General features: G+C 69.9%; 16 protein-coding genes and 2 pseudogenes. 8 read left to right on the top strand and 10 right to left on the bottom strand.

Features of this window, described 5'->3' with window-relative positions; all coding sequences use genetic code 11:
• Nucleotides 1-9 precede the first annotated feature (9 nt).
• Complete coding sequence (locus tag ACMXN5_RS31245) at nt 10-591, top strand: hypothetical protein (protein ID WP_439678259.1); 582 nt, start codon at nt 10-12, stop codon at nt 589-591.
• A gap of 126 nt (nt 592-717) precedes the next feature.
• Here the strand turns inward: ACMXN5_RS31245 and ACMXN5_RS31240 are convergent.
• From ACMXN5_RS31240 to ACMXN5_RS31230, 3 genes and pseudogenes are all read right to left on the bottom strand, one after another.
• A pseudogene (locus ACMXN5_RS31240) lies at nt 718-801 on the bottom strand (IS5/IS1182 family transposase); the annotation flags it as partial.
• Between the two features lie 188 nt (nt 802-989).
• Nucleotides 990-1,664, bottom strand: a complete 675-nt coding sequence (locus tag ACMXN5_RS31235) for a TniB family NTP-binding protein (protein ID WP_439678258.1) — start codon at nt 1,662-1,664, stop codon at nt 990-992.
• Nucleotides 1,665-2,056: 392 nt separating this feature from the next.
• Nucleotides 2,057-2,506 carry a hypothetical protein gene (locus ACMXN5_RS31230; protein WP_439678257.1) on the bottom strand — a complete coding sequence of 150 codons (450 nt, stop codon included), beginning with the start codon at nt 2,504-2,506 and terminating at the stop codon, nt 2,057-2,059.
• A 632-nt stretch (nt 2,507-3,138) separates the two neighbouring features.
• Here ACMXN5_RS31230 and ACMXN5_RS31225 point away from each other — a divergent pair.
• The 4 genes from ACMXN5_RS31225 to ACMXN5_RS31210 all read left to right on the top strand — a co-directional run bounded on the left by ACMXN5_RS31225 (nt 3,139) and on the right by ACMXN5_RS31210 (nt 9,185).
• Nucleotides 3,139-4,299: a methyltransferase domain-containing protein gene (locus ACMXN5_RS31225; protein WP_439678256.1), complete on the top strand. Its 1,161-nt coding sequence runs from the start codon at nt 3,139-3,141 to the stop codon at nt 4,297-4,299.
• Nucleotides 4,300-4,632: 333 nt separating this feature from the next.
• On the top strand, nt 4,633-5,250 hold the full coding sequence (locus ACMXN5_RS31220) for a hypothetical protein (protein ID WP_439678255.1): 618 nt from the start codon (nt 4,633-4,635) through the stop codon (nt 5,248-5,250).
• On the top strand, nt 5,247-7,178 hold the full coding sequence (locus ACMXN5_RS31215) for a hypothetical protein (RefSeq protein ID WP_439678254.1): 1,932 nt from the start codon (nt 5,247-5,249) through the stop codon (nt 7,176-7,178). The genes ACMXN5_RS31220 and ACMXN5_RS31215 overlap by 4 nt, the downstream gene beginning before the upstream one ends.
• Before the next feature lie 63 nt (nt 7,179-7,241).
• Nucleotides 7,242-9,185, top strand: coding sequence for a hypothetical protein (locus tag ACMXN5_RS31210; RefSeq protein WP_439678253.1), 1,944 nt, complete (start codon nt 7,242-7,244; stop codon nt 9,183-9,185).
• Nucleotides 9,186-9,611: 426 nt separating this feature from the next.
• Here ACMXN5_RS31210 and ACMXN5_RS31205 read toward each other — a convergent pair whose 3' ends face one another.
• The 7 genes and pseudogenes from ACMXN5_RS31205 to ACMXN5_RS31175 all read right to left on the bottom strand — a co-directional run bounded on the left by ACMXN5_RS31205 (nt 9,612) and on the right by ACMXN5_RS31175 (nt 18,070).
• The gene (locus ACMXN5_RS31205) at nt 9,612-10,448 is read right to left on the bottom strand and encodes a hypothetical protein (RefSeq protein WP_439678252.1); all 837 of its coding nucleotides are present in this window, start codon (nt 10,446-10,448) and stop codon (nt 9,612-9,614) included.
• Nucleotides 10,449-10,683: 235 nt separating this feature from the next.
• Nucleotides 10,684-11,451, bottom strand: a complete 768-nt coding sequence (locus ACMXN5_RS31200) for a DUF559 domain-containing protein (protein ID WP_439678251.1) — start codon at nt 11,449-11,451, stop codon at nt 10,684-10,686.
• Between the two features lie 1,120 nt (nt 11,452-12,571).
• Nucleotides 12,572-13,693, bottom strand: a complete 1,122-nt coding sequence (locus tag ACMXN5_RS31195) for a methyltransferase domain-containing protein (RefSeq protein WP_439678250.1) — start codon at nt 13,691-13,693, stop codon at nt 12,572-12,574.
• Complete coding sequence (locus ACMXN5_RS31190) at nt 13,693-13,824, bottom strand: hypothetical protein (protein WP_439678249.1); 132 nt, start codon at nt 13,822-13,824, stop codon at nt 13,693-13,695. Before ACMXN5_RS31190 ends, ACMXN5_RS31195 begins: the two co-directional genes overlap by 1 nt.
• An 877-nt stretch (nt 13,825-14,701) precedes the next feature.
• Nucleotides 14,702-15,904 carry a protein kinase domain-containing protein gene (locus tag ACMXN5_RS31185; protein WP_439678248.1) on the bottom strand — a complete coding sequence of 401 codons (1,203 nt, stop codon included), beginning with the start codon at nt 15,902-15,904 and terminating at the stop codon, nt 14,702-14,704.
• A 103-nt stretch (nt 15,905-16,007) separates the two neighbouring features.
• Nucleotides 16,008-16,645: pseudogene (locus ACMXN5_RS31180) on the bottom strand (IS5 family transposase); the annotation flags it as partial.
• Between the two features lie 21 nt (nt 16,646-16,666).
• The gene (locus ACMXN5_RS31175) at nt 16,667-18,070 is read right to left on the bottom strand and encodes a tetratricopeptide repeat protein (RefSeq protein ID WP_439678247.1); all 1,404 of its coding nucleotides are present in this window, start codon (nt 18,068-18,070) and stop codon (nt 16,667-16,669) included.
• A gap of 225 nt (nt 18,071-18,295) precedes the next feature.
• On the opposite strand from ACMXN5_RS31175, the gene ACMXN5_RS31170 reads away from it, so the two are divergent.
• From ACMXN5_RS31170 to ACMXN5_RS31160, 3 genes are read left to right on the top strand one after another with little or no spacing between them, the layout of a single operon-like run.
• A complete protein-coding gene (locus ACMXN5_RS31170) occupies nt 18,296-18,496 on the top strand; it encodes a hypothetical protein (RefSeq protein ID WP_439678246.1) in 201 nt (66 codons plus the stop codon).
• Nucleotides 18,489-19,472, top strand: coding sequence for an ATP-grasp domain-containing protein (locus tag ACMXN5_RS31165; protein ID WP_439678245.1), 984 nt, complete (start codon nt 18,489-18,491; stop codon nt 19,470-19,472). Before ACMXN5_RS31170 ends, ACMXN5_RS31165 begins: the two co-directional genes overlap by 8 nt.
• Nucleotides 19,469-20,299 carry a hypothetical protein gene (locus ACMXN5_RS31160; RefSeq protein ID WP_439678244.1) on the top strand — a complete coding sequence of 277 codons (831 nt, stop codon included), beginning with the start codon at nt 19,469-19,471 and terminating at the stop codon, nt 20,297-20,299. Before ACMXN5_RS31165 ends, ACMXN5_RS31160 begins: the two co-directional genes overlap by 4 nt.
• Nucleotides 20,300-20,611 lie beyond the last annotated feature (312 nt).

The following is a 20,611-nucleotide window of genomic DNA, read 5'->3' as shown; positions in this document are numbered from 1 at the left end:
GGAACTTCGATGTCCAATGAGCGCGACTGGTTCAAGCTTCTCCTTGAGTTGATGCCCCCTCGTCCTGGGTCGGGCGAGGTTGTCGAAGAAGGAGATGTCAACCTACAAGGCAGATTTCCGAGCGATTTCATACGCTTTCAAGAGACCTATGGAGGCGTGACGATCGAGGACTGGGTCGGGGTATTGATTCCGGACGAAATTATGCCTCCCGACGGTCCTTGGGGAGGGGTCAACGCTGCGACGGAGACTGCTCGCGAGCTGTGGACTACAAGAAGTCCAGAATCATCGGCGTACAATTCTTCAGTTTCGGCTGTCGCCTGGGGAGGGACTTCAGGAGGAGATCTCCTCTGCTGGGTCGCCGACAGCGACGATGCCGATGCATGGCCGATTGCCGTCTGGCACGAGGAGGGCTGTTGGGAGATCTATCGATGCGGCATGGTTGAGTTTCTGTGTCGACTTCTGCTAGTTGCTACGGAGAATCCCTTGAATGTTCCCACCTATTTTCGAAATGCAACCCAGGCGAGGGCGCTGCATTGGAGAGAGGAGAATGCACTCAGATCACAAGACTTGGATCCCTGGTCGGTGATTTAATATCGAGTTTTCGGTGGACTTGTGCATGGGTTTGTTACGATATGTGCGGGAGTACCGGGGTAAGGGCTGTCCCGCAAATGATCTCCGGGTCACCTCGGGCATGGCCGGTCGTTGTGTGTCGCTCGCCTATCCGGCGGGTGTGAGGTTGTGCATTCGTGCGATGCCGAGCATGGCGTGGTGAACGCCGTCGCCTTTGAGGCTGTGATTTCGGGGGTGGTGGTTGGTGTGTGGAGGGTGGCGTGAGCTGGGGTGTTGCAGGTCGGATGAGAACATTTCGGGGCTGTCCGGGTGGGGGTTGTGGGGGCCCTGGCCTGGGGGTTTCGCGTTTTTGTTGAGAATGCGCGGGTGTGTTGCACATAGCCGGGTGCGTCTAAAGGCCCGGATTGTGTTTGTGCTGGTCACGGCGTTTTGGCGTGGGCCGCAGGGCGGTCTACCGTCCGGACGTGCGTGATCGCGGCTGGTGCCGGGTTTCGGCGAGGTGGTCCAAGCGGATCCGGTCGAGGCTGGTTTTGGTGATGCGTTCGGTGCCGTCGTCGATGGCGGTGATGGCGGCTTGGCGGATGAGGCGGGTGAGGCTGCCGATCCGGCCGGCGGTGCGTTGGTGGAGATAGGCGGCGAGGCGGGGGAGTGTCCCCGCGCGGTGTGCGCTTCGGGTCGAGGGCGGTTTCCACTCCGGTGATCAACTCTTTGAACGGTTCGCGTGTGCCGAGCCGTGCGGGGAATGCCCCGCACTCGACCAACGAGGCCCGTCCGGCGAGCCCGGCCCCGCGTACCCCGGCGAACGACGGTGTGGCGGTCACGTCGATGCCCGCGTACACGAACGTCGCCCCGATGCGTTCGGTGAGGTCTTTCAACAGATCCGCGGTCTCCGCACCGGTGGTGGTGCGCGGGTTGAGGCGGTGGATCTCGTCGATGAGGACCAGGCGGACCCCTGCCCGGTTGTAGGTGTGGCAGACGGCTTCGGTGATCTGTGCCTGCGTCATCCGGGCCGTGAAGGGGATGCCGAGGCAGCGGGCGAACTCGGTGGCGAGGGCCTTGGCGGTCGCGCCGGGCGGTACGAGGACGTACGCCACCGACACGCCCTCCGCCCTCCCGCCCCGTCGGGCGGCCTGCGCGAGGTGGCAGGCGCGTCCGACGCGGGTGCAGGGCGGTGGTCTTCCCGGCCGCGGCGGGGCCGGTGACGATCAACGCCGGTCGGGCGGTGGTCCGTTGGTGGCGGCCCAGGATCATCAGGGTGCGTATGTTCGCCGCGAGGGTGTCGATGGTCGGGGTGCGGACGCCCGCGAACGCGGAGTGGTAGGCCAGGCGTTCCTCCCGACTGCGTGGCGGTGCATCGGGCTCGGGCGGCGTCGGGGGCGCCTTGGCCACGAAGTCCTGCCGGCCCTGCCAGGTGGTGACGGCCGGGACTGTTGCGTTGCGTCCACACCCTCACCGCTCGGGGCGTCGCCCGACTGCGCACCGGGGGTCACCATTTCATGGCCTCCTCGTGTGCGTCGTAGAGCCCGTACCCCGTGTACGGCGGTGTGGGGGAGTCGAGTTCGGCTTCGCAGGGGCCCGGCAGCGGCGACTCGTCGACGCCGTCGTCGAGTTCGTCGAGGCTGTCCTCGCGTGTCCCCGGGACGGTGCCGCCGAGGTCCTGCTCCCGCCTCACGGGGCGTCCCGGTGGGGGAATCCGGGTGGGTGTGCCGCGGGCGAGGAGGCGTTGTTCGGTGCGGGTGGCTCCTCCGCTGCGGGCACGGCGCATGAGCTGGTCGAAGGCTTCCGCGAGTTCCGCCTCGTGGATGTCGGCGTCGGTGTGGGGGATGACGGTGGCACGCACGTATTGCCAGGTGCGTTCGTCGAACGGGTGGTGGGCGTGGTCGCGGTGGATCCACGGGATCTCGGTCGACTCGCCGTCGGGCAGGCGGATCCACACCTGGCGGCCGTCGTGGGGGTTGTGGTGGACCTCCCATTTCCCGCCTCGGGCGGCGACGCCGGAGGACTGCCCGCGAAGCGGGCCCAGGATCTCGTGGTCGTAGGTGAATACGCCGATGACCTACGACCCCGACCGACTACCCGTCATACCGGGTGTCGCCCGAGTGCGCCTGCCCCGTCGCGCCGAGAAACGACGGGCCCGACGCCGGTGTCCAGGCCGGTCGGAAGCGGAAGGGCACCCGCGCACGCAACCTCGGGACAAGTGGGCGCCGATCGAACAGGCCCGCCGCCTGTGGCCGGCCCTGAGCCGGCCCCGCCGGGAATGGCTCACCCTCGAGGTGGGCCCCACCGGCCAACACGTTCGCCTCGTCGCCCCGGACGGACGCACGCACTCCTGGACGCTGTGAGAGGACCGGGTTTCCCGTCGAGTTTCGAGATCGGGGTCTCCCGGTTCCGGTCGGAGAGCGCCATGATGGCCCCTGGGGAGTGACCACACGTGACTTCGGAGGTCGGTATGGGTGATCACAGCAGGCCGAGCCCGGACCCGTCGAAAGGCAAGGCCCCACCGGACAATTCCGACGGCCAGGTGCCGCCGGAGCCGGACCCGGACGGCAAGCACAAGAAACCGAAGCCGTGACCGACCCCGCCGACCTCGGCGAATACCGGCGGGCCTCCACAGCGGCGATGGACGCCCACCGGGCGTGGCCCGCCGACACCCCGTGGCTGCGGGAAGCCTTCGAACACCTGCCCCGTGACGCCTTCGCCCCGGACCGCCTGTGGGACTGGGACGGCCACGCGTACGTGCCCGTCGACCGCGCCGCCGACCCGGACCGGTGGGCGCGTCTGGTGTACGCCGGGCCCTACGACGCGGCGATCACCGAGGTCACCCACGGCCGCCCCACCTCGAGCCTGTCGTGCACCTCGGTGGTGGCCGACATGCTCGACTCCCTCGACCTCGCACCCGGACACCGCGTCCTGGAACTGGGCACCGGCACCGGCTGGAACGCCGCCCTGATCGCCCACCACGTCGGCCCCACCGGCACCGTCACCAGCGTCGAGGTCGACCCCACCCTCGCCAACCTGGCACGAACCACCCTCACCCGCGCGGGAATCGACGTCGACATACGCGTGGGTGACGGCGCCAAGGGATGCCCCGACAACGTCCCCTACCAACGGATCATCGCCACCTACGCCGTCGACCGCGTCCCCAACGCCTGGATCGAACAACTCGAACCCGGCGGCGACCTCGTCTTCCCCTGGGGCAGACTCGGCCACTTCGCCCTGACCCTCGACCCCACCGGCACCACCGCCACCGGCTGGTGCCAGGGCCTCGCCCAATTCATGAGCGCCCGCGACACCACCCCCACCCCCACCTTCGACGACATCCACACCCACCACCCCACCATCGATCACGAACACGAGATCACCCGCGACTTGGCCCCGCTGCGCACGAACAACGTGATGTGGGCGCTGCGCGTGGCCCTGCCCGACGTCCGCTACACCATCACGGCGCCCGGGTCGGACGGCACGACGGTGCGTGTGCACGACGGGGCCGCGTCCTGGGCGACCCTGACCACCACACGCGGCGACGACCGCGTCCTCGTCCGCGAAGGCGGCCCCCGACGCTTCGTCGGCGAACTCCTTGCCGCCTGGGACCGATGGACCGACGACGGGCGGATCCGGTTGTACGACTACGGCATGACCGTCACGCCCACCGAGCAGTACGTGTGGGCGGGCGATCCCGACACCGGACGCCGATGGCCGATCCGGGACCCCGCGCCGATCGGGAGTTGATTCCGCGGCGAGCGGCGACCGAACACGAGTCTCCGAGCGGCCGGATCAGTCACTCATCCGCCTCACGCGTCCGGAACGTGCCTTGCCTCGTCCGCCGAGATCACCGCGTCGAACACCGTGCGCTGCCTGGGCCCGTGTGCCCATTCGTTTCCGCGTCGGGCCGAGGTGTCCAAGGTCTCGTGTGGGTGTCATTCGTGCGAGTGGTGGATGATCCCTCTCGCGTGGCTTCGCAGGTGTGCTAGTCGTGGTCCTCTGTCATCTCGGGTGGGGAGGGCTATGGCCGGGACAGGACAAGCAGCACGGCGGGCTTCGCGGGTTCAGGACGCGGTGCGGGTGCTGTTTCTGCTGGATCACTGCCGGGGGACGGTCGCGGACGGGGAGCCGCCCGGGGCCGTTGCGGTGGTTCGGGGGCAAAAGAGGTTGCAGGCCCTGGATTTCTGGTTGCGCAGCCCCGACTACCTCGCGGACGAGCTGCTCAACCTGCACGAGGGCGGAGGGCTCGCGGGGGTCGACCTGGTGGAGCGCGCCGCCGGCTTGCTGGAGGGGGACGAGCCGGACCTGGCCTCGTATCCGATGGTTCGGTGGCGGTTCGGTGCCTTCGAAGCCCTCGACGACGCCCTCGCGCTGCTGTTCTCGCACGGCATGGTCGCCATCGAGGCCGTCGGTCAACCTCCACAGGTCGATCGGTGGGACTACTACCTGATGCCGCCCGGCCGGCGGACCGCGCAGGAACTGCGGGACGAGGAGCCGGATCTGCGCTGGTACGACGAACGCGCCGCCCTCGTCCTCCTGGTGGCCGGCGATCGCAGCGGCAGCAGCCTCAAGGAGATCCAGTACCGGCAGGCCGAGTACGAACGCACCCACATGGGGGAGAGCATCGACCGCATCACGGACCGGGTCCGCGCACGACTGGCGAACATCACGAACGACGTCCGGGGAGCGGCCTCGTGAGCGACTTCACCGACGCCGTGGCCAAACGCGCCGGCGCCTCGACCGAGGACGTTGCCCGGACCCTGGAACACCACAACGTCCGCGAGAGCGGACTCCTGCCCCGACCCCGCCGATTGTCGCTGTCCTCAGTGCGGTTTCGCGGGGAGAAGTCCGGCAAGGCCACCGGCACTTTCGATTTCGACTGGACCCTCGACGACGGCCTGTGGTGCCTGGCCGCCGACAACCTCAAAGGCAAGAGCACCGTCCTGGACGTGATCTGGTGGTGTCTGCGCGGACGCAACAGCAGACTCCAGACCGGCGTCCGCGCCTGGATTACCGACGCCCGCCTCGCGGGACGCATCGACGACGAACCGTTCGTCGTGACGATCTCCCAAAGCGAGGGCCGACTCACCGGCAGTCTGCAGACCGGAGACCGCGAACACACCGTGACGTTCGACGGGGACGCCCAGTTCGAAGCGGTGATGAACGAGTTCATGATGGACCGCCTCGGCCTGGAGATCCTCCGCAGCTGGCGCAAGGACGACCCGAAGGACGGTGACGACGGCAAAGCCGTCGTCACCACCTGGCCCTCCTTCAGCCACGCCCTGATGTGTCGAAACCGCAAACCCGGAATCCTCCTCGGCGAATCCGTCCAGGACGGCGGCGTCGTCAGCCTCCTGCAAATGTTCATCGGCCTGCCCTGGACCACCACGCGCCGCGACGCCGACGCCGCCCTGAACGCCGTCCGCCAACAGTCACGCGGCGAAACCCGACGCGCCACCCAGGACGCCCAGGCCCGCACCGAATCCCTCCGACAACTCCGCGAGACACTCGCGGCCGCCGAACAAGCCCTCGACAACGCCCAACAGGAACCCTCCCTCGAAGACCGCGTCACCAGCCTCGAAAAAGCCGGCACCCAACTGGCCGAAGCAACCACACTGCACACCAGGGCCACCCACGAACACACCACCGCACAAAGCCGCGCCGAAGAGATTCACCAGGCCCTCCTCGACGACCAGAAAGCACTGCGCGACCTCCGCGAAAACGCGGCGGCCCGACGCCACTTCGGATCACTCACCCCCACCTGCTGCCCTCGCTGCGCCACCGCGGTCACGGACCTTCCCCACGCACACGACACCGACCAATGCGAGGTCTGCGGCACCGCCTCGCCCCCGACAGTCCCTGCCGATGCCACCGCCGTCGAACAACTGACGGCCGGCATCGCGACCCTGCGCGACGCCGACCGCCAAGCCCGGGAAGCGGTGCGCCTGGCACAGGCGAAGCGAGACGCGACGGAGGCCGCCCTCGCCTCCGCGCGCCGGGACTTCGACGCCGCACGGATCGCCATGCCCGGGAAGTCCCATCTACGTCTGCACCTGGACGTGGAACGCCTGCGCGGCGCCCTGGACGAACGCGCCAAAAGCCAGGCCCACGAGGACCGACCGCCGCAGGCGACCCTCGAGGAACGCATCCTCGAAGCAGCCCAGAAAGAAGCGGACAAGCGAGTACAAACCCAGAGCAAACCCCTGTTGGGGCGCATCAACGAGGAGATCAAGACGCTCGCCCAACGCCTGGGCTACACCGCGCTCCAAGGGGTCCGACTCCAAGGCAACGCGACGATGCGGCTCAAGAAGGACGACGGGGACACCAGCTTCAGCGCGGTCTCCGACGGCGAACAGCTCCGACTGCGCATCGCCACCCTCCTGGCCCTCCTCCGCGTGGGCAGAACCGACGGCGGCCGACACCCCGGACTCCTTCTCCTGGACTCCGTGGGCGCGCAGGAGGTCAACCCCGCAGACCTCGCCGAGACCCTCCAACACCTCAAGACCATCTGCGCCGAGACCCCGGGCCTACAGATCATCGCCGCCACCGCGAACCGCGACCTCGCCCGCAGCGTCGTCCCGCAAGACCGACTCAGGTACGCCCCACCGGGGCAGTACATGTGGTAGCGGAACCCTCCTGGAACACTCAGCGACCGCCGTCCGCGTTCGACCACCGAGAAAGGTCCCGCCGTGAGCCCGCTGCAGACGCTCCTCACCCGCCCGGGGGACGCGCCGACACTCGGCGAACTCGGCGGCGAGGAAAACCTGTGGCAGGCATGGGAACGCACCGACGAACCCACGGCGGCGCGGCTGTGGTTCCGCGTGGCCGAGACGCTTTTCAACCACTGGGGAGACCTCGACCACCCGCAACGCGCCGCCGCCTTCATCACCGACCACCTCACCACCGACAACCGCCCGGCCGTCACCGACGACATCCTCGACCGACTCTGCGAACACCCCCAGTACCTCGAACACGAAGCCGCGCGACTCAACACCCTGGCCCTCGAACGCAGCAACAACCACCGTGACCCGCTGCGCGCGGAACTCGCCGGGATCTACCTGGAAACAGCCCTCCGCCTCGCCCTGAACGGCACCACCACGCGCTACGCCCTTCTGGCCCGCCTCGTGGACCCCGCAGCCGCCGCGGCCCCCGCCGGCTACGCCCGCCGGGTCGTACGAGCCCTCGGCGCGGCCTACGAGCACTGGCGCGACGCCGAACTCGCCGACGCCCTGCCCGCCTTCCTGACGACCCCGCACATTCGCGCGGACACGGCGTACGAAATCGCCATGTGCCGCCTGTCCGACGCCTTCAACGCCCCCGACCGCCCGAGACTGCTCGACCACCTGGACGCCGCGCGCATCCATCTGCGCATCGCCGTCGACGCCGACGAGGACCGCCCCGACGCGCAGGCGTACCTCGCCGCCATCGAAGGCATCCTGGCCTTCGAAGCCGGCCAAAGCCACGCGCTGCGCGACGCGGCCGGGCGATTGCGCCGTCATGTGAGCGAACACCGAACCTGGCTCACCGGCCTGCGCACCCATTGGCGGGACGGCCGCTACGACGCGGAAGCGGCCTGGTACACGCTCACCGAAACCCTCGAACACGTCGACGCCCACCTCGACGAGCACACCAACCAGTGGCCCAGCCGCACGATCGACCAGATCCTGACCGCCTACTCCGCCGGCCGGGCCCTGCGCCTGCTCCGATCCCAGGACGACGCACCCGGCGTGAGCGTCCTGGTGACCCCACGGATCGAGGAGGCATTCGCCCGGCGCAACAGCCTGGGCCTCCACTTGCAGGCCTACATTGCCGATGCCGCACCCGACCTGGACATCGACACCGCACGACAGCTCCAGGAGGCCGTGACCGCAGGGGCGGACCCCCCGGACGACCCACCGGACGATTCGGGAAAAGACCTGGCGGCTGCATTCCCCAATCTGGCCGCCAGAATCGGACACGGTGTGCTCGCGGACCTGCCACTCAGCTTCCGTGACAACCTTCCCGATCTCGAACAGGAGATCGTCGATCACGAAAGCGCGACCGCCGCCCGGCTCCCCGTCGCCGAACAGGAAGTCTTCAACAGCGCCATCGAGATCCTCCGGGAGTGTCCGGACTTTCGCGGCCCGGTCCGAGAGTCCTACGTACAACTACTCGTTCAATTGATCCGCTTCCTTGCCAATCGCACGAATCGTGCACAAGCCCACCACTCGGGCAGATTCTTCTATCTCTTCGACCCTGAAGCGAAGGAAGAAGCACTACAGGAGGACCTCGCCGACTACCTGGACGGCCTCTGCCACGAGGTAGATATCGAAGTCACCGATCGAGCCGGAGGGCGTGCGGACATCGTCGTGCGCTTCCAAGGATTCGAGACCGTGATCGAGTGCAAGCAACGAAAGCACAAAACAACCAAAGAGGGACTGGCCAGATACCTCCGTCAAACCTCTGCCTATCAGGCCACCGGAGTCGGACTGGGCGGGCTTGCCATTCTCGACAAGACACCCAAACTCGACTGGATCCCCAGCATTGCCAACAACCTTTGGGCGCAACACGTTTCCGCGCCGAACAAGGATCGAGACCGCTGGGTTCTCATCATGCGGGTTCCCGGCAATCGAGTCAGACCAAGCGACATGTAGGCGAACCCAACTCAGGCCGGACCTTCCCGTCGTTCGGCTTCGAATGCTCACCCATGGCAACCCCCTTGCCTACCGACAGTCATCGCTCGTTCGAGGATGGCGGCCCGCACCCGCCGAAGCAATACCGCGGTCATTCGAACCGCACGCGGCCGCCGACCGGGCCTCCCGCCGCGCCACCCGGTACGTCACCGCGACACCACTTTGCCGGGACCATCCGGTCCGGCCCACCCGGCCCTCGGCTGGCCCGCTTCCACGCACACGGATTCCACAGGGAACTGCGCGAATCACGCCGGATGTCGGATCCGACGCCAACCAGGTCGCGGCTGTCGCCCACACGCCGAGCGGGCGACGCCCGGCATAGGTACAGCTCAGCGACACTGAACACTGCGCGGGAAGCTCTCACGGCTGCTCCGGCTCGGGCACCCGTCAGGCCCACTCCGCCGCGCGCATCATGCTCAGCAACGCGCGCTCGGCCGCCTCCTCCTCGTCCCGGTCCACCTGAACGAACTCCCAGCCCTTGGCGTACCTCAGCACGTTGGACAGCGTCTTGCGGTCGGCGGCGCCGAGCGGGCCCTTGAAGGGAGAGTGCAAAACTGTCGACAGCGCGGCCCGTACCCAGCGGGCGACGGTGGCTTCGTCCCCTTCGGGCATCCACGGGTAGTAGGGCACTCGCCCGATTTCGCCCAGCGCCTCCCTGAGCGCTTCGAACTCCGGGCCGGGACGCGGGCGGGCCGCGCGGTCGAGCGCGTCGGCGAATGCGGCGAGGAGCACGAGGTCCGCCTCGGCCACCTCGACGGAGGTCAGGTACACCAAGCTCCCGCCGTCGGATTCGATCAGCAGCAGGACATCGGGCGTGGGCGGAAGGATCTCATCCACCCCCCCGTTCGCGAACTCCTCGGTCCCCTCGGGCAGCGCTTCGCGCACCCGGTAGTACGCGTCTTCGACGTCCTCGATCGGCGCGCCGGGGATCGGCACCCCTCCGCTGTCCCGATACCCCACCAGCTCCCCCTCGTGGTCCAAGACCATCTCCAATCGGAGCCTCAGAAGCAGCCCGTCCAGTTCGTACAGGCCCAGCAGGGCCTCCTCGACGAGGGGCAACACCAAGGTGCGGGTCGGGGTGAGGCGCGGCGGCGACTGTTGGTCGTCGGCTCGGGTACGGTCATTGGCCCGCAGCGCCGCGGTGAACCTCGTGCCGGTGGCTCGGCTCTGTTCACGGATCTCCCGCGTGCGCTTCCGCGACTTCCGGGGCCGGCTCGTAGGCATGTCTGACTCCATACAGCGGCGCACCCACGCGAACGCCGCTCTGAAGGCAGGCAGGTTCAGGTGCACGATGCGTCGAAGGACGGCTTGGCCTACCAACGAGGACTCCTGCGTGGCGGAAGGCCCCTTCAGCGGTCGGCGGTCGTGGCCGCCTGCCCCGGCAGCATACCGGCCCGGCTGCAACGGCATACTCGTCGTTCTCCCGCAGGACGGGTGCCGCCCCTCCCGGACGAGGAGCTCAAGCTTGAACCGTCCCGTCGGAGGTCGGTTCGGCGCGCGGACTCCCGGCGCCGCGCAGTTCGGTGACCCGGGGGCGTCGGGCCCCGGCCCCAACCTGCCGTTCGTAGACACCTCGCCCCGCCACGACCCGGCGTCGGATGCGGTGACGCGGCTGGGGTCCGCCGGCGAGTTGGTGCCGGCGGGTGTCGACGGCCCGGGTGAGGCGGTCCGCGCAGTCGGGCAGGCGCCTGATCAGGTCGGTCTCCCAAAAGCGCAGCACCTGCCAGCCCGCCTCGGCGAGTTTGCGGTCCTGGTAGGCGTCATTGGCCATGTTTGCGGCGACGCGGGGGTCTCGGTGGTCCTTCTCGTGGAGTCCGTGCCAGTAGTCGCCGTCGGCCTGGAGGACCAACCGCAGATCGGGGATGGCGGCGTCGACCGTCCACCGGTCCAGCAGCCGCAGTTGCCGTGCCCAGGCCGTGCCCGGGGCGAGTTCGGGGACGAGTCGGTCGAGGAGGGCGTACAGGATCCGCTCCGGCCGGGTCTCGGCTCGGGTCGTGAGCATCGCGTGGCGCGCGGCGGCGAGGACGGCGCGCATGTGCGGGTCCTCGGCGAGTCCGCGGGCCCAACAGGCGCGCGAGCAGGTGCGCCGGCCTCGGGCGGCGGCGGAGGCGGGCATGCTGAACACCCGGCCGCACTCGGTGCAGGGCCGCTCGACGCGGTTGCGATGCCCCAGGTGACGGCAGGCGTTGCCGCAGTACCGGGCGCGACCGTCGTCGACCACCGACATCTCGGCAGTGAACGCGGCGCCGCACCACGAACATACGCGCCGCACTTGCCGTGCGACGCACTCCCGTGAGCAGTAGGTGCCCCATCCGCGTGCGACGACGCTCAACGGCGCCCGGAAGGCCGTACCGCACCTGCGGCACACCCGAACGACGGTGGACGCCGCGGTGTGGCAGTCCTTCGAGCAATACAGGCCCCGGCCGGTGTCCGCCCGGGAGGCTCTGATCTCGAACTCGGCGCGGCAGTGGCGGCAGGCCTGCCTCGTCCGGTTGCGGCGCGCCAGTCCCGAGCACCCCCTCGAGCAGTACCGCCCGGCCATGGAGTCGTCCGAGGCGCCCGCGGGATTCCCGGGCACGAAGTCGCCTCCGCACCAGGCGCATTGGCGCGGAGGTTGCCGCTTCGCGGCCACGGCGCAGGTGACCGAGCAATACCGCGCCGGGCGTTTGGCCGCTTCCTTGCCCCGGATCCGGAAGGCGCCGCCGCACTGTTCGCACTCCCGGTTGATCCAGTCCGTGGCCTCCGTCTGGGTGATGCGGAAGCAGGCGGTCGAACAGTACGAGCGACGGGCCGACGGTGGAGCCGAGAAGATCCGGTTGCAGCGCGCGCAGGTGAGCGTGACGGGCATGGCGCAGTGTGGCAGCCCTCTCCGACATCGACGGTGGCCAACGCTCCGCCCCGGCCGGCCGACGTGGCGGGACGCAGCGCGCGGTCGACATCCGCACCCGCCGCGGCGGACGCATCACCGACACCGAACACACCGCCGACCCGTAACCGGCCGCAGCCACCCCCTCGGGGCGCCGCCGCTCAACCCGGTCGGCCCGCCCGCAGCCAGCCCCCGCTTCAGCGTTCGGCCCCGACACCGCGCCCAGCTGTTCGAGCCGGGTCGTCAGCGGCTCCCACCCCGGCCCCCGGCCGGCTCCACGTTGAGTCCGACCACCGCGCGGACGCAGGCCCGCGCCAGGCCCCGAAGGCATCAGCGGCATACCGACACAACCCCACGGGTGCGCGCGTCCCGACACCCACACCGCGACCGCCGTGCCCTGCACCCGGCGGACCAGGAATCCCGCCGCTGCGCCGCACTCGAACCTGCAGCCTCGGTGGTTCACGCGTTCGGGAGCCGCCGGCTACATCTCCCAGCGCCGATCAGGCTGCCGCGCCCAGGCCCATTGTCGACCACGTTCGACGGTGATGCCGAAGTCGTAGCCGTGCACTCGGTGTTCGTCCTGCCATCGCAGGACGGCGTCGACCTCGTCCCACAGCCGGCGCGGCCCGCCCTGGACGGCCTTGCCGATCCCGGGCCGGTCGTCGACCAGCGCCCAGGAACGGCCACCGTCCCACAGCCGCCACACGGCCCCACCTCCGAGCGTCTCCAGCCGTACGTCGGGCAGTCTCAACGCGACGGCGTGGGTGAAGTTCCCGTCCCGGTACAGCGACTCCAACACCCACTCCACCTCGACCTCGCCCGTGGCCGGCTCGGCCTCGCGCGTAGCCTCGAACCCGGCGCCGTCGTCGCCGCGTTGGCCGCGCAACTCCATGAACGCCACGCTGCGCACGAGTTTCCCCGACGCCGTGCCGTCGTCGCCCGCGACCAGGCGCAGGAGGGCGCCGGTGCCGAACCGGGGCGACCACGGGGCGACGATCACCGCGCCCGGGCGGGCCTGCGCGATCCATGCGTAGGGCACCCGGTGGGTGAAGGCGGCGGTGATGTGGACCCGGTCGAAGGGCGCGTGGTCGGGTGCGCCGAGGGTTCCGTCGCCGGCGATCACGGTGGGTGCGAGGCCGAGTCGGGCGTGTGCGGCGCGGGCGGCGTCCGCGAGTGCGGGGTCAATCTCGATCGAGACGACGTTCCCGTCGCCGACGCGCCGGGCGAGCAGGGCGGCGGTCCAGCCGGGTCCGGTGCCGATCTCCAGGACGCGTTGGCCGGGGTGGACGTCGAGTTCGGTGAGGAAGGAGGCGACCGCGCGGTAGTCGCTGAGCGAGCTGCTCGCCACACTCCCCGCCGTGTCGGCGGTGCCGTCGTCGACCTGGATGACCACCGGTTCCGGCCGCAGGACCACCTCGTCCCACGCGTCGGGGTCCGCGCGCCGGTCGACCGCGGTGTAGCGGCCGTTGGCGGGGTGGGCGCGCCAGACCGTGTCGGGCGCGAACGCCGCGCGCGGCACGGCGAGCATTGCCTCGCGTACCCACTCGGTGGGGAAGGCGCCCTCGGCGTCGAGGGCGCCCACGATCTCGGCATCGTCGCGCACTACGGCTTGTCCTTCTTGCGCCGACCCGGCCCAGGGTCCCCGATACCGGGCAGCGCGCCGTCCTGCTTCTGCTGGGGATCGGGCTGCGGCGGATCCGGTGGGGGCGCCGGCGGCTTGCTGTGATCACCCACGATGGGGCCTCCAGGCCCTCGGAAGCGCGATGACGTTCCGAGCATGACGCGATACGACGAGCGACGGCAAGACCGCGACGGTCGGTGGTCGGCCGCACCCGCGATCGAGCACCCGAAAGGCCCGCCGACCGCCCCGCGCACAACTCCTCGCCGTGGCCACCACGTTCCGAACGGCGCCTCATCGAAACGGCGAACACTCGGTGCGCCGGCGTGCGGTGCCTCATCGCAGGTGTGGCGGTTCCTGTGGGTTGCGATCCATGGCCGGCCCGAAAGCCGGCAGCCACGCCGCGCATGCGGTGCCCGGAGCGAACGCAGGGCCCCGTTCGGTCGTGCGGTAATGCAGCGGCGGTCGTCCGGTCTCCGTCGGCCCGGTCGGATCCGGTGCCGAGCGGGCCGGACCGGACCACAGTGCCCACCGGTGACCGCGCGGAAACCGGACCCAGGGCGCGAGCGGATCGAGGAGGTGTCCGAGACGATCCAGCACTCGCCCGGCTCCGGACTCCGACCGCACGACGGGCAACTCGGCGCGGCCAGCAGCACGTCGAGGTCTCCGCGGGTCATCTCCGGCAGATCTTCACGAGCCATGAACCCTCATCGGGGCGAACGCGATCAACACGACACGGCTGTCGTCGTCTTCTGTTGGGGTTTGATTTGCGTCGCGCACTGTCGTGCTGGGCAGGGCCACACGGTCGAGTGAGACGGGGTCGGTAGGGGCGTCGTGCACCTCAGGGGTGTCGTTAACAACTCGCCGACCGCGACGACGATCTCGATGTCGCCCGCGCCGCGAACCGCCAGCTCATGGCTGGCCTCAACACCTCGAAGGGCAAGCCCTGAGAAGCAGAATCCCGGTGTTCGCGCACCGACATGCCATACAGGATCAGAAGTTGAGGTATCGCTCAAGCCTCAAAGGCTCCTGCCGGCCTTGCACATGGACATCTGCCGTCATCGTGAACTGTCCCCATGCCAACATCCTCAGTTCAAACCCTGTCGCCCGGTCCGTGACGACACGATCCGGCTCGGGGAAGGTCGGATGTAGGTGGTAGACGACTTTGGTGACGCGATCGAGATCGCCGTCATCGTCCCCTTCGAGGAAGACGCGGATTCGGTGGTAGCTGTAGCTTCCTCGGTTCCGCGAGCTGTCTCGACGCGCCACGTGGGCCACGTGGATCCTGGGAGCTGCCTTGGCGCTCGTGGATTCCGACGGTGCCACGATGGTCGGCGGAGTCAGACTGCCCGCATCTCTCGGATCGAGGGCCGACCGCACCTGTTGGAGACGGTCGTAGACCTGCCGCGCCGACTGGGGGCGCTGTCCGGGGTTGCGTCGCAAAAGCTCGGCGACGAGTTCGGTCACTTCGGGCAGCAGGTCAGGGCGGAGTGTGTCGAGGCGTGGGGCTTCTTCTTCAGCTTTGCGCCGGATGACCGCGAGCCAGTTGTGACCGGTGAAGGGAGGTCGACCGGCAAGCAAGGTGAACAGCACCCCACCGAGTGCATACAGGTCAGAACGTTCATCCCCGCGCTCGGAGAGGAACTGTTCCGGCGCACCGTACTCCACGGTGCCGGCGGGTTGCAGCTGAGTGGAGCGCGCCACGGAGAACGCGGTCTGGACGAACCCCGCGATCCCGAAGTCGACGACCTTGACCTGCCCGTCCGGGGTGATCATGACGTTGTGGGGCTTGATGTCGTAGTGAATGACCTGGGCCCGGTGCGCGGCGATCAGCGCCGCGCAAATCTCGCTGCCTATCTCCAGGGCGCGGGCCAGAGTCATGGAGCTCGCGGCATGGAGGTGATCGGTGAGCGTCGTACCATCGACCTTCTCCATGACCAGGAAGAGGATGTCCAGGTGAACGCCCCGGTCGTAGAGAGCAGCCACGTTCGGGTGGTTGATCTGCGCGGCGGCTACCGCCTCGCGTTCGAACCGCTGAGGCAGGTCCGGGTGGACAGCCCCGCCGAGGTCGAGCAGCTTGAGCGCGACGTCACGGTGGAGACTACGGTCCCGCGCAGCCCACACCTCGCCCATCCCGCCCCGCCCAAGCTTCTTGACCAGCTCGTACCGACCCGCGATTAGTTCCCCTGGCTTCACTGCCCACCCCCGCTGATTCTTGGAAATGCCAAGGGTACGGCGACCGCAACGCCGATATCAGCGAGTCTGCTTGACGGTTCAGCTGCAGCGTCAGACGGGCGCATATCGCGCGCGAGGAGTACGCCCGATCCGCGATCAGCCGGGTCGGCCGCACCCGCGGCCGACCCGGACCGAGCCGCAGCACGCGAATTCCGGTGAGCACGGCGTCCAACGCCGGCGCGTCCCGCGCCTGCCCCGGGGTGACCACGATCGACAACGGCAACCCCCGCCCGTCCACCGCGAGATGCAGCTTGGTGGTCAGGCCGCCCCGCGAGCGGTCCAGGCCCTCGCGTCCCGCAGGCGTCGGGCCCGGCGCTGCACGCTCCACGTCGCCCGGTTCGTCCCCGTCCGCAGCCCCCTTTTTGCGTGCCCCGGCGCATGTTGGTGGGCGCGGACGACGGCGGAGTCCACCGACACCGACCAGTTGACCCGGCCGACCGCGTCGTCCCGCACCCGCACGTGTTCGAGCAGCGCGGCCCACGTCCCGTCCGCCTCCCACCGCACGAACCGCTCGTACACCGTCTGCCAGGGCCCGTACCGCGCCGGAACGTCCCGCCACGGAGCACCGGTGCGCAACCGCCACAACACCCCGTCGATCACCTGCCGATGATCACCCCACGGCCGACCACGACCATCCACCACCGGCAACAACGGCTCGATCCGAACCCACGCCGCATCCGTCAACCCACCCCGAGACACCACAAGATCATTATCAGACAGGCCTTAGGCGTTGTCGGGTGTCCAGGTGTGGTGGGCGCGGTGTTCGAGTTCGTCGGCGCCGGGGACGCGATCGGTGCGCAGGCGGTGCAGGCGGGCGCGCATGTCCTGGCCGGCGGTGTCGACCTTGAGGGAACGCACGCCACCGGCGCAGGTGACGAACTCGTTCCAGGTGGCGATCGCGGTGTCGGGGTCGCCGGCGCGCAGGTGGAGTTCGCCGAGGTCGGCCAGGACGATCGCGCGGCTGCGCCTGCGGTCGAGGCCGTGGACGTCGAGGGCATACCGCAGATAGGCCCGCGCTTCGTCGAGTTCGCCGAGGCGGGCGAGGACCATTCCGCTCTCGTGGGCCCAGCGGCCGATGCTGTAGTGGCTCGCCCAGGACGTTCCCGAGGTGTGGACGGGCGCGGTTTCGATCCGGGTCTGCGAGGAGGCCAGGCATCGGGTGGCGGTGGCACGGTCCTGGTCGAGGGCCGCGGCCTGCGCCAGGGTCGTCTCGTAGTAGGCGTGCGCGCGCGGGTCGGCGAGCCCTTGCGCGTGCCGCACACACTCCTCGGCCAGGCGCACCGCGGTGGCGCGGTGTCCGGCGTCGATCGCCTGCACGGCCATGCCGCGCAGCGCGGTGGAGGCGAGTTCGCGATCCGCCCCGAGGGTGCCGAGCCGGTGGGCGTGCGCGAAGTACCGTTGCGCGAGGCCGGGGGCGCCCTCGTCCTGGGCCATCCACGCGATCAGGTGCGCGAGTTCCCCGACGGCGGCGTGGAGTTCGCGGCCGGTGGCGTCGGTGTAGGTGCCGTCCAACAGTGGCGACGCCTCGCCGGACAGGTACTGCGCGGCCACCGTTCGCGCGACACCGCCGCCGAGTTCGGCCGCCGCGTCGCCCAACGCCGTGGTCATCGTCCGCACGCGGGCGACATCGCCCGCACCGACCCGGACGGTGCCGGTGTGCGCGAGCGGCATCGCGGACGCGGCGGGCGCGTCCGCGAGGGACAACAGACCCAGGACCGCGCCCGTCGCGGTCAGGAATTCCCGCCGTTCCACGTCCGAGCCTCCCGCCGCCGGCGACACCGCCACGATATCCGCGCCGTCGCTCCCGCCGAAGTCCCTCGCGAAACCGGTGATCGCCGTCGTGTCGGCGCACATGGGCGAGACGAAACCGAGGACGACGCAGGGGAGCCCGAAGATCCGTTCCAGCGCCAGGCGGTGCGCACGTTGGGGCCACCGGCTGTGCCCCGACAGCCAGCGCCGCACGGTGCGCTCGTCGAACACGACACCCAGGCCCGGGCGCCGCGCCTCCGCGTCCAAACCCGCGGCGAACTCCCGGGCCGAGGCCCACCCGCGCGCACCGGCCTCGCGGCGCAAGCGTGTGTTCCCGACCCGTTCGATGCCTCGTGTGGTCGCGGTGGTGCTGCCCATGGGCGCTCCCCTGCAGCTGCGGCGAACCCGACCTCCACGGTAGGACCCATCCGACCGGCCGTCACCGCCTTCGCGGCCGAGCGAAGGAATGTCCGCGCGATGTCCGTGAAGTGTCCGCCGGTTTGACCTCCCCGGCCCGCCGCGCGCGGGTGGACCGTGGATCCGGGGCCCTGCGGCATCGGCCCCCCGGCAGGCCCGACCAGCACGGACAAGGAGAACCCTCACATGACTCGACCGTTGATCCTCGACCGCGCGCTCACCGCCCCCACCGGCGCGGTGCGGCCGCTGCCCGAGCACCACTTCGACCCCGACCTCGCCGTGAACGTGACCGCGGACGGGGTCTTGCTGATCCACGCCGCCGACCCGGCCCTGGTCGCCGACTACACCGGCACGCAGGAGCCGAAGGGCATCAAGACGGATGACTGACCGACCCTCGGTCGTGGTCGTGGCCGCCGAGCACGATTTCACCGCCGACTTGGTGGTGGATCTGCTCGGCGCTCGCGCCACCGTCGTGCGCTTGGACCCCGCGCGCATGCGCGAGGACCTCGAGGTCGAAGGGCGGTTCCGCGCGGGCCGCTGGTACGGCGCCCTGCGCCACGGTGACCGTGTCGCGCCGATGGACCGCACGTGCGCGGTGTACTGGCGCAAACCCACCCAGCCGGAGACGATCGATCCCGGCGTCGACCGGTGGCGGGCCCACGAGAACACCACCGTGCTGCTCGGACTCCTGAAGGCGAACCCCCTGAAGGTGTGGTGCAACGACCCGATCGCCGTCGCCGCGGCCGCGCTCAAACCCCCGCAGCTCGCGTCCGCCCACCACAGGGGTCTCACCGTGCCCGACACCCTGTTCACCAGCGTCCCCGACGGTGCCCGCGCGTTCATCCGCGACCACCGCGACCGGGTCGTGGTCAAGGCGCTGACCCAGCGGGACATCCCCCTCGTGCCGACCACCCGCGTCAGACTCGACGACGACCTGCACCGTGTCGCCGGCACCGTCCACTACCTCCAGGCCCTGATCGAGGACCGCGTCTTCGACGCCCGGGTGACCGTGGTCGACAACGCCGTGTTCGGCGCGCGGATCACCACCGACGACGGCGCCCTCGACTGGCGCGCGACCCCGCGCGGACGCTGTCACTACGCACCGCTCGCGGTGCCCGCAGCCATCGCCCGCGCGTGCGTGGCACACGTGCGCGACCTTCGACTCGCCTACGCCGCACTTGACTTCGTCGTCACTGTGGCGGGCTGGTCGTATCTGGAGACGAACCCCAACGGCGAGTTCGGGTTCGTCCAGGCCTTGGCCGACCAGCCGATCGCGCAGGCGATCGCCGACCTGCTGATCCACGGCCGCGCCGGGCGAAACGACACCGACATCCCGTTCCCGCACGCCAGGATGGAGCCATGAACCCGCTGCTCGCCGCCGCGATCGAAACCCTCGACCTCGCCGACACCCCCGAACCGCTGACCGAACACCACACCCTCGCGTGGCGCGTCGGCGACTGGAAGATCAAGGCCGCCACCGAACCCGTCCCGGCCGCCAACCTCCTGCACGAGATCCGCGTCGTGGACCGCCTGCACGCCCAGGGCCTCCACCCGGCGGCCGGCGCGAGCGGGCGGGTCGGCGACGGAGTGTGGACCGCGCTCCCATGGTGCGCGGGAACCACCCTGTGGATGTGGTGCCTGCCGACCCGCGAGGGCCGCGCCGCCCCGGACGCGGGCCCGCGCCTGCGCGCGATCACCCACCGCGCGTTCGACGCGCTCCACGCGCTGCACGCCGCCGGATGGCACCACGGCGACATCCAACCGACCAACATCCTCGTCGGCGACGACGAGACGAGCATCGCGTTCATCGACCACGACCTCGCCCAACACGCCGACCTGGCGCCGACCGTGCCCTACCGCGGCGGCATGGACCAGCCCACCGCACCCGAGATCGCCCGGCGGATCCTCGACACCCCACCCGACACCCACATCGAACTCACCGACGCCGCCGAGCAGTACAGCCTCGCCGCGGCGATCCGCTGGGCCTGGACCGGCAGCCCACCCGCCACCACCCGCGCCATCGGACCCGGCGTCACGGTCACCGACCTGTACGAGGACATCGCCACCGGCCGCCGGCGCCCCACCTGGACCGACACCCGCCCCTGGCCCGAGCCCGAACTCGAAGCCCTCCTGGACACACGCATGTCACTCGATCCCGCCACCCGCGCCGTGAACGCCCCCACAGCGTGACGTCCGTTCCGGATTCGTCCGGCAGGACCGGCAGCCCCGCCGGCGTCGTTGTGTGACCATCAAGCACATCGCCCGTTCCAGATGCTCGGCGAGCCATCGATCGTGTGCTGCGAAGAGTGCTGATCGATGCCCGACCTGCCCGACCGCCGGTCGGGCATCGCGCCGCCCGGGTGGCCCCGAGGCGTGCGCCCGCCCGGCGACCCGGGACCAACGCGCCCGCGGAAGGAACGGAACCCACGCCGGCCGGGGCGCACTCCACCCTCACCCGGGCCACCCGACCACCGCAGTTCACGCCCCCGAAGTCGATCGCCC

Origin of the sequence: Embleya australiensis, assembly GCF_051903075.1 — a bacterium.
GTDB lineage: Bacteria > Actinomycetota > Actinomycetes > Streptomycetales > Streptomycetaceae > Embleya.
This window is presented reverse-complemented; position numbering and strand designations above follow the sequence as displayed.

What these genes read in the sequence shown, in the direction of transcription:
- ACMXN5_RS31160 (WP_439678244.1), top strand. Translation starts at nt 19,469, where the DNA reads ATGAACCCGCTGCTCGCCGCCGCGATCGAAACCCTCGACCTCGCCGAC.
- ACMXN5_RS31200 (WP_439678251.1), bottom strand. Translation starts at nt 11,451, where the DNA reads ATGTCGGTGGTCGACGACGGTCGCGCCCGGTACTGCGGCAACGCCTGC.
- ACMXN5_RS31165 (WP_439678245.1), top strand. Translation starts at nt 18,489, where the DNA reads ATGACTGACCGACCCTCGGTCGTGGTCGTGGCCGCCGAGCACGATTTC.
- ACMXN5_RS31205 (WP_439678252.1), bottom strand. Translation starts at nt 10,448, where the DNA reads ATGCCTACGAGCCGGCCCCGGAAGTCGCGGAAGCGCACGCGGGAGATC.
- ACMXN5_RS31170 (WP_439678246.1), top strand. Translation starts at nt 18,296, where the DNA reads ATGACTCGACCGTTGATCCTCGACCGCGCGCTCACCGCCCCCACCGGC.
- ACMXN5_RS31245 (WP_439678259.1), top strand. Translation starts at nt 10, where the DNA reads ATGTCCAATGAGCGCGACTGGTTCAAGCTTCTCCTTGAGTTGATGCCC.
- ACMXN5_RS31175 (WP_439678247.1), bottom strand. Translation starts at nt 18,070, where the DNA reads ATGGGCAGCACCACCGCGACCACACGAGGCATCGAACGGGTCGGGAAC.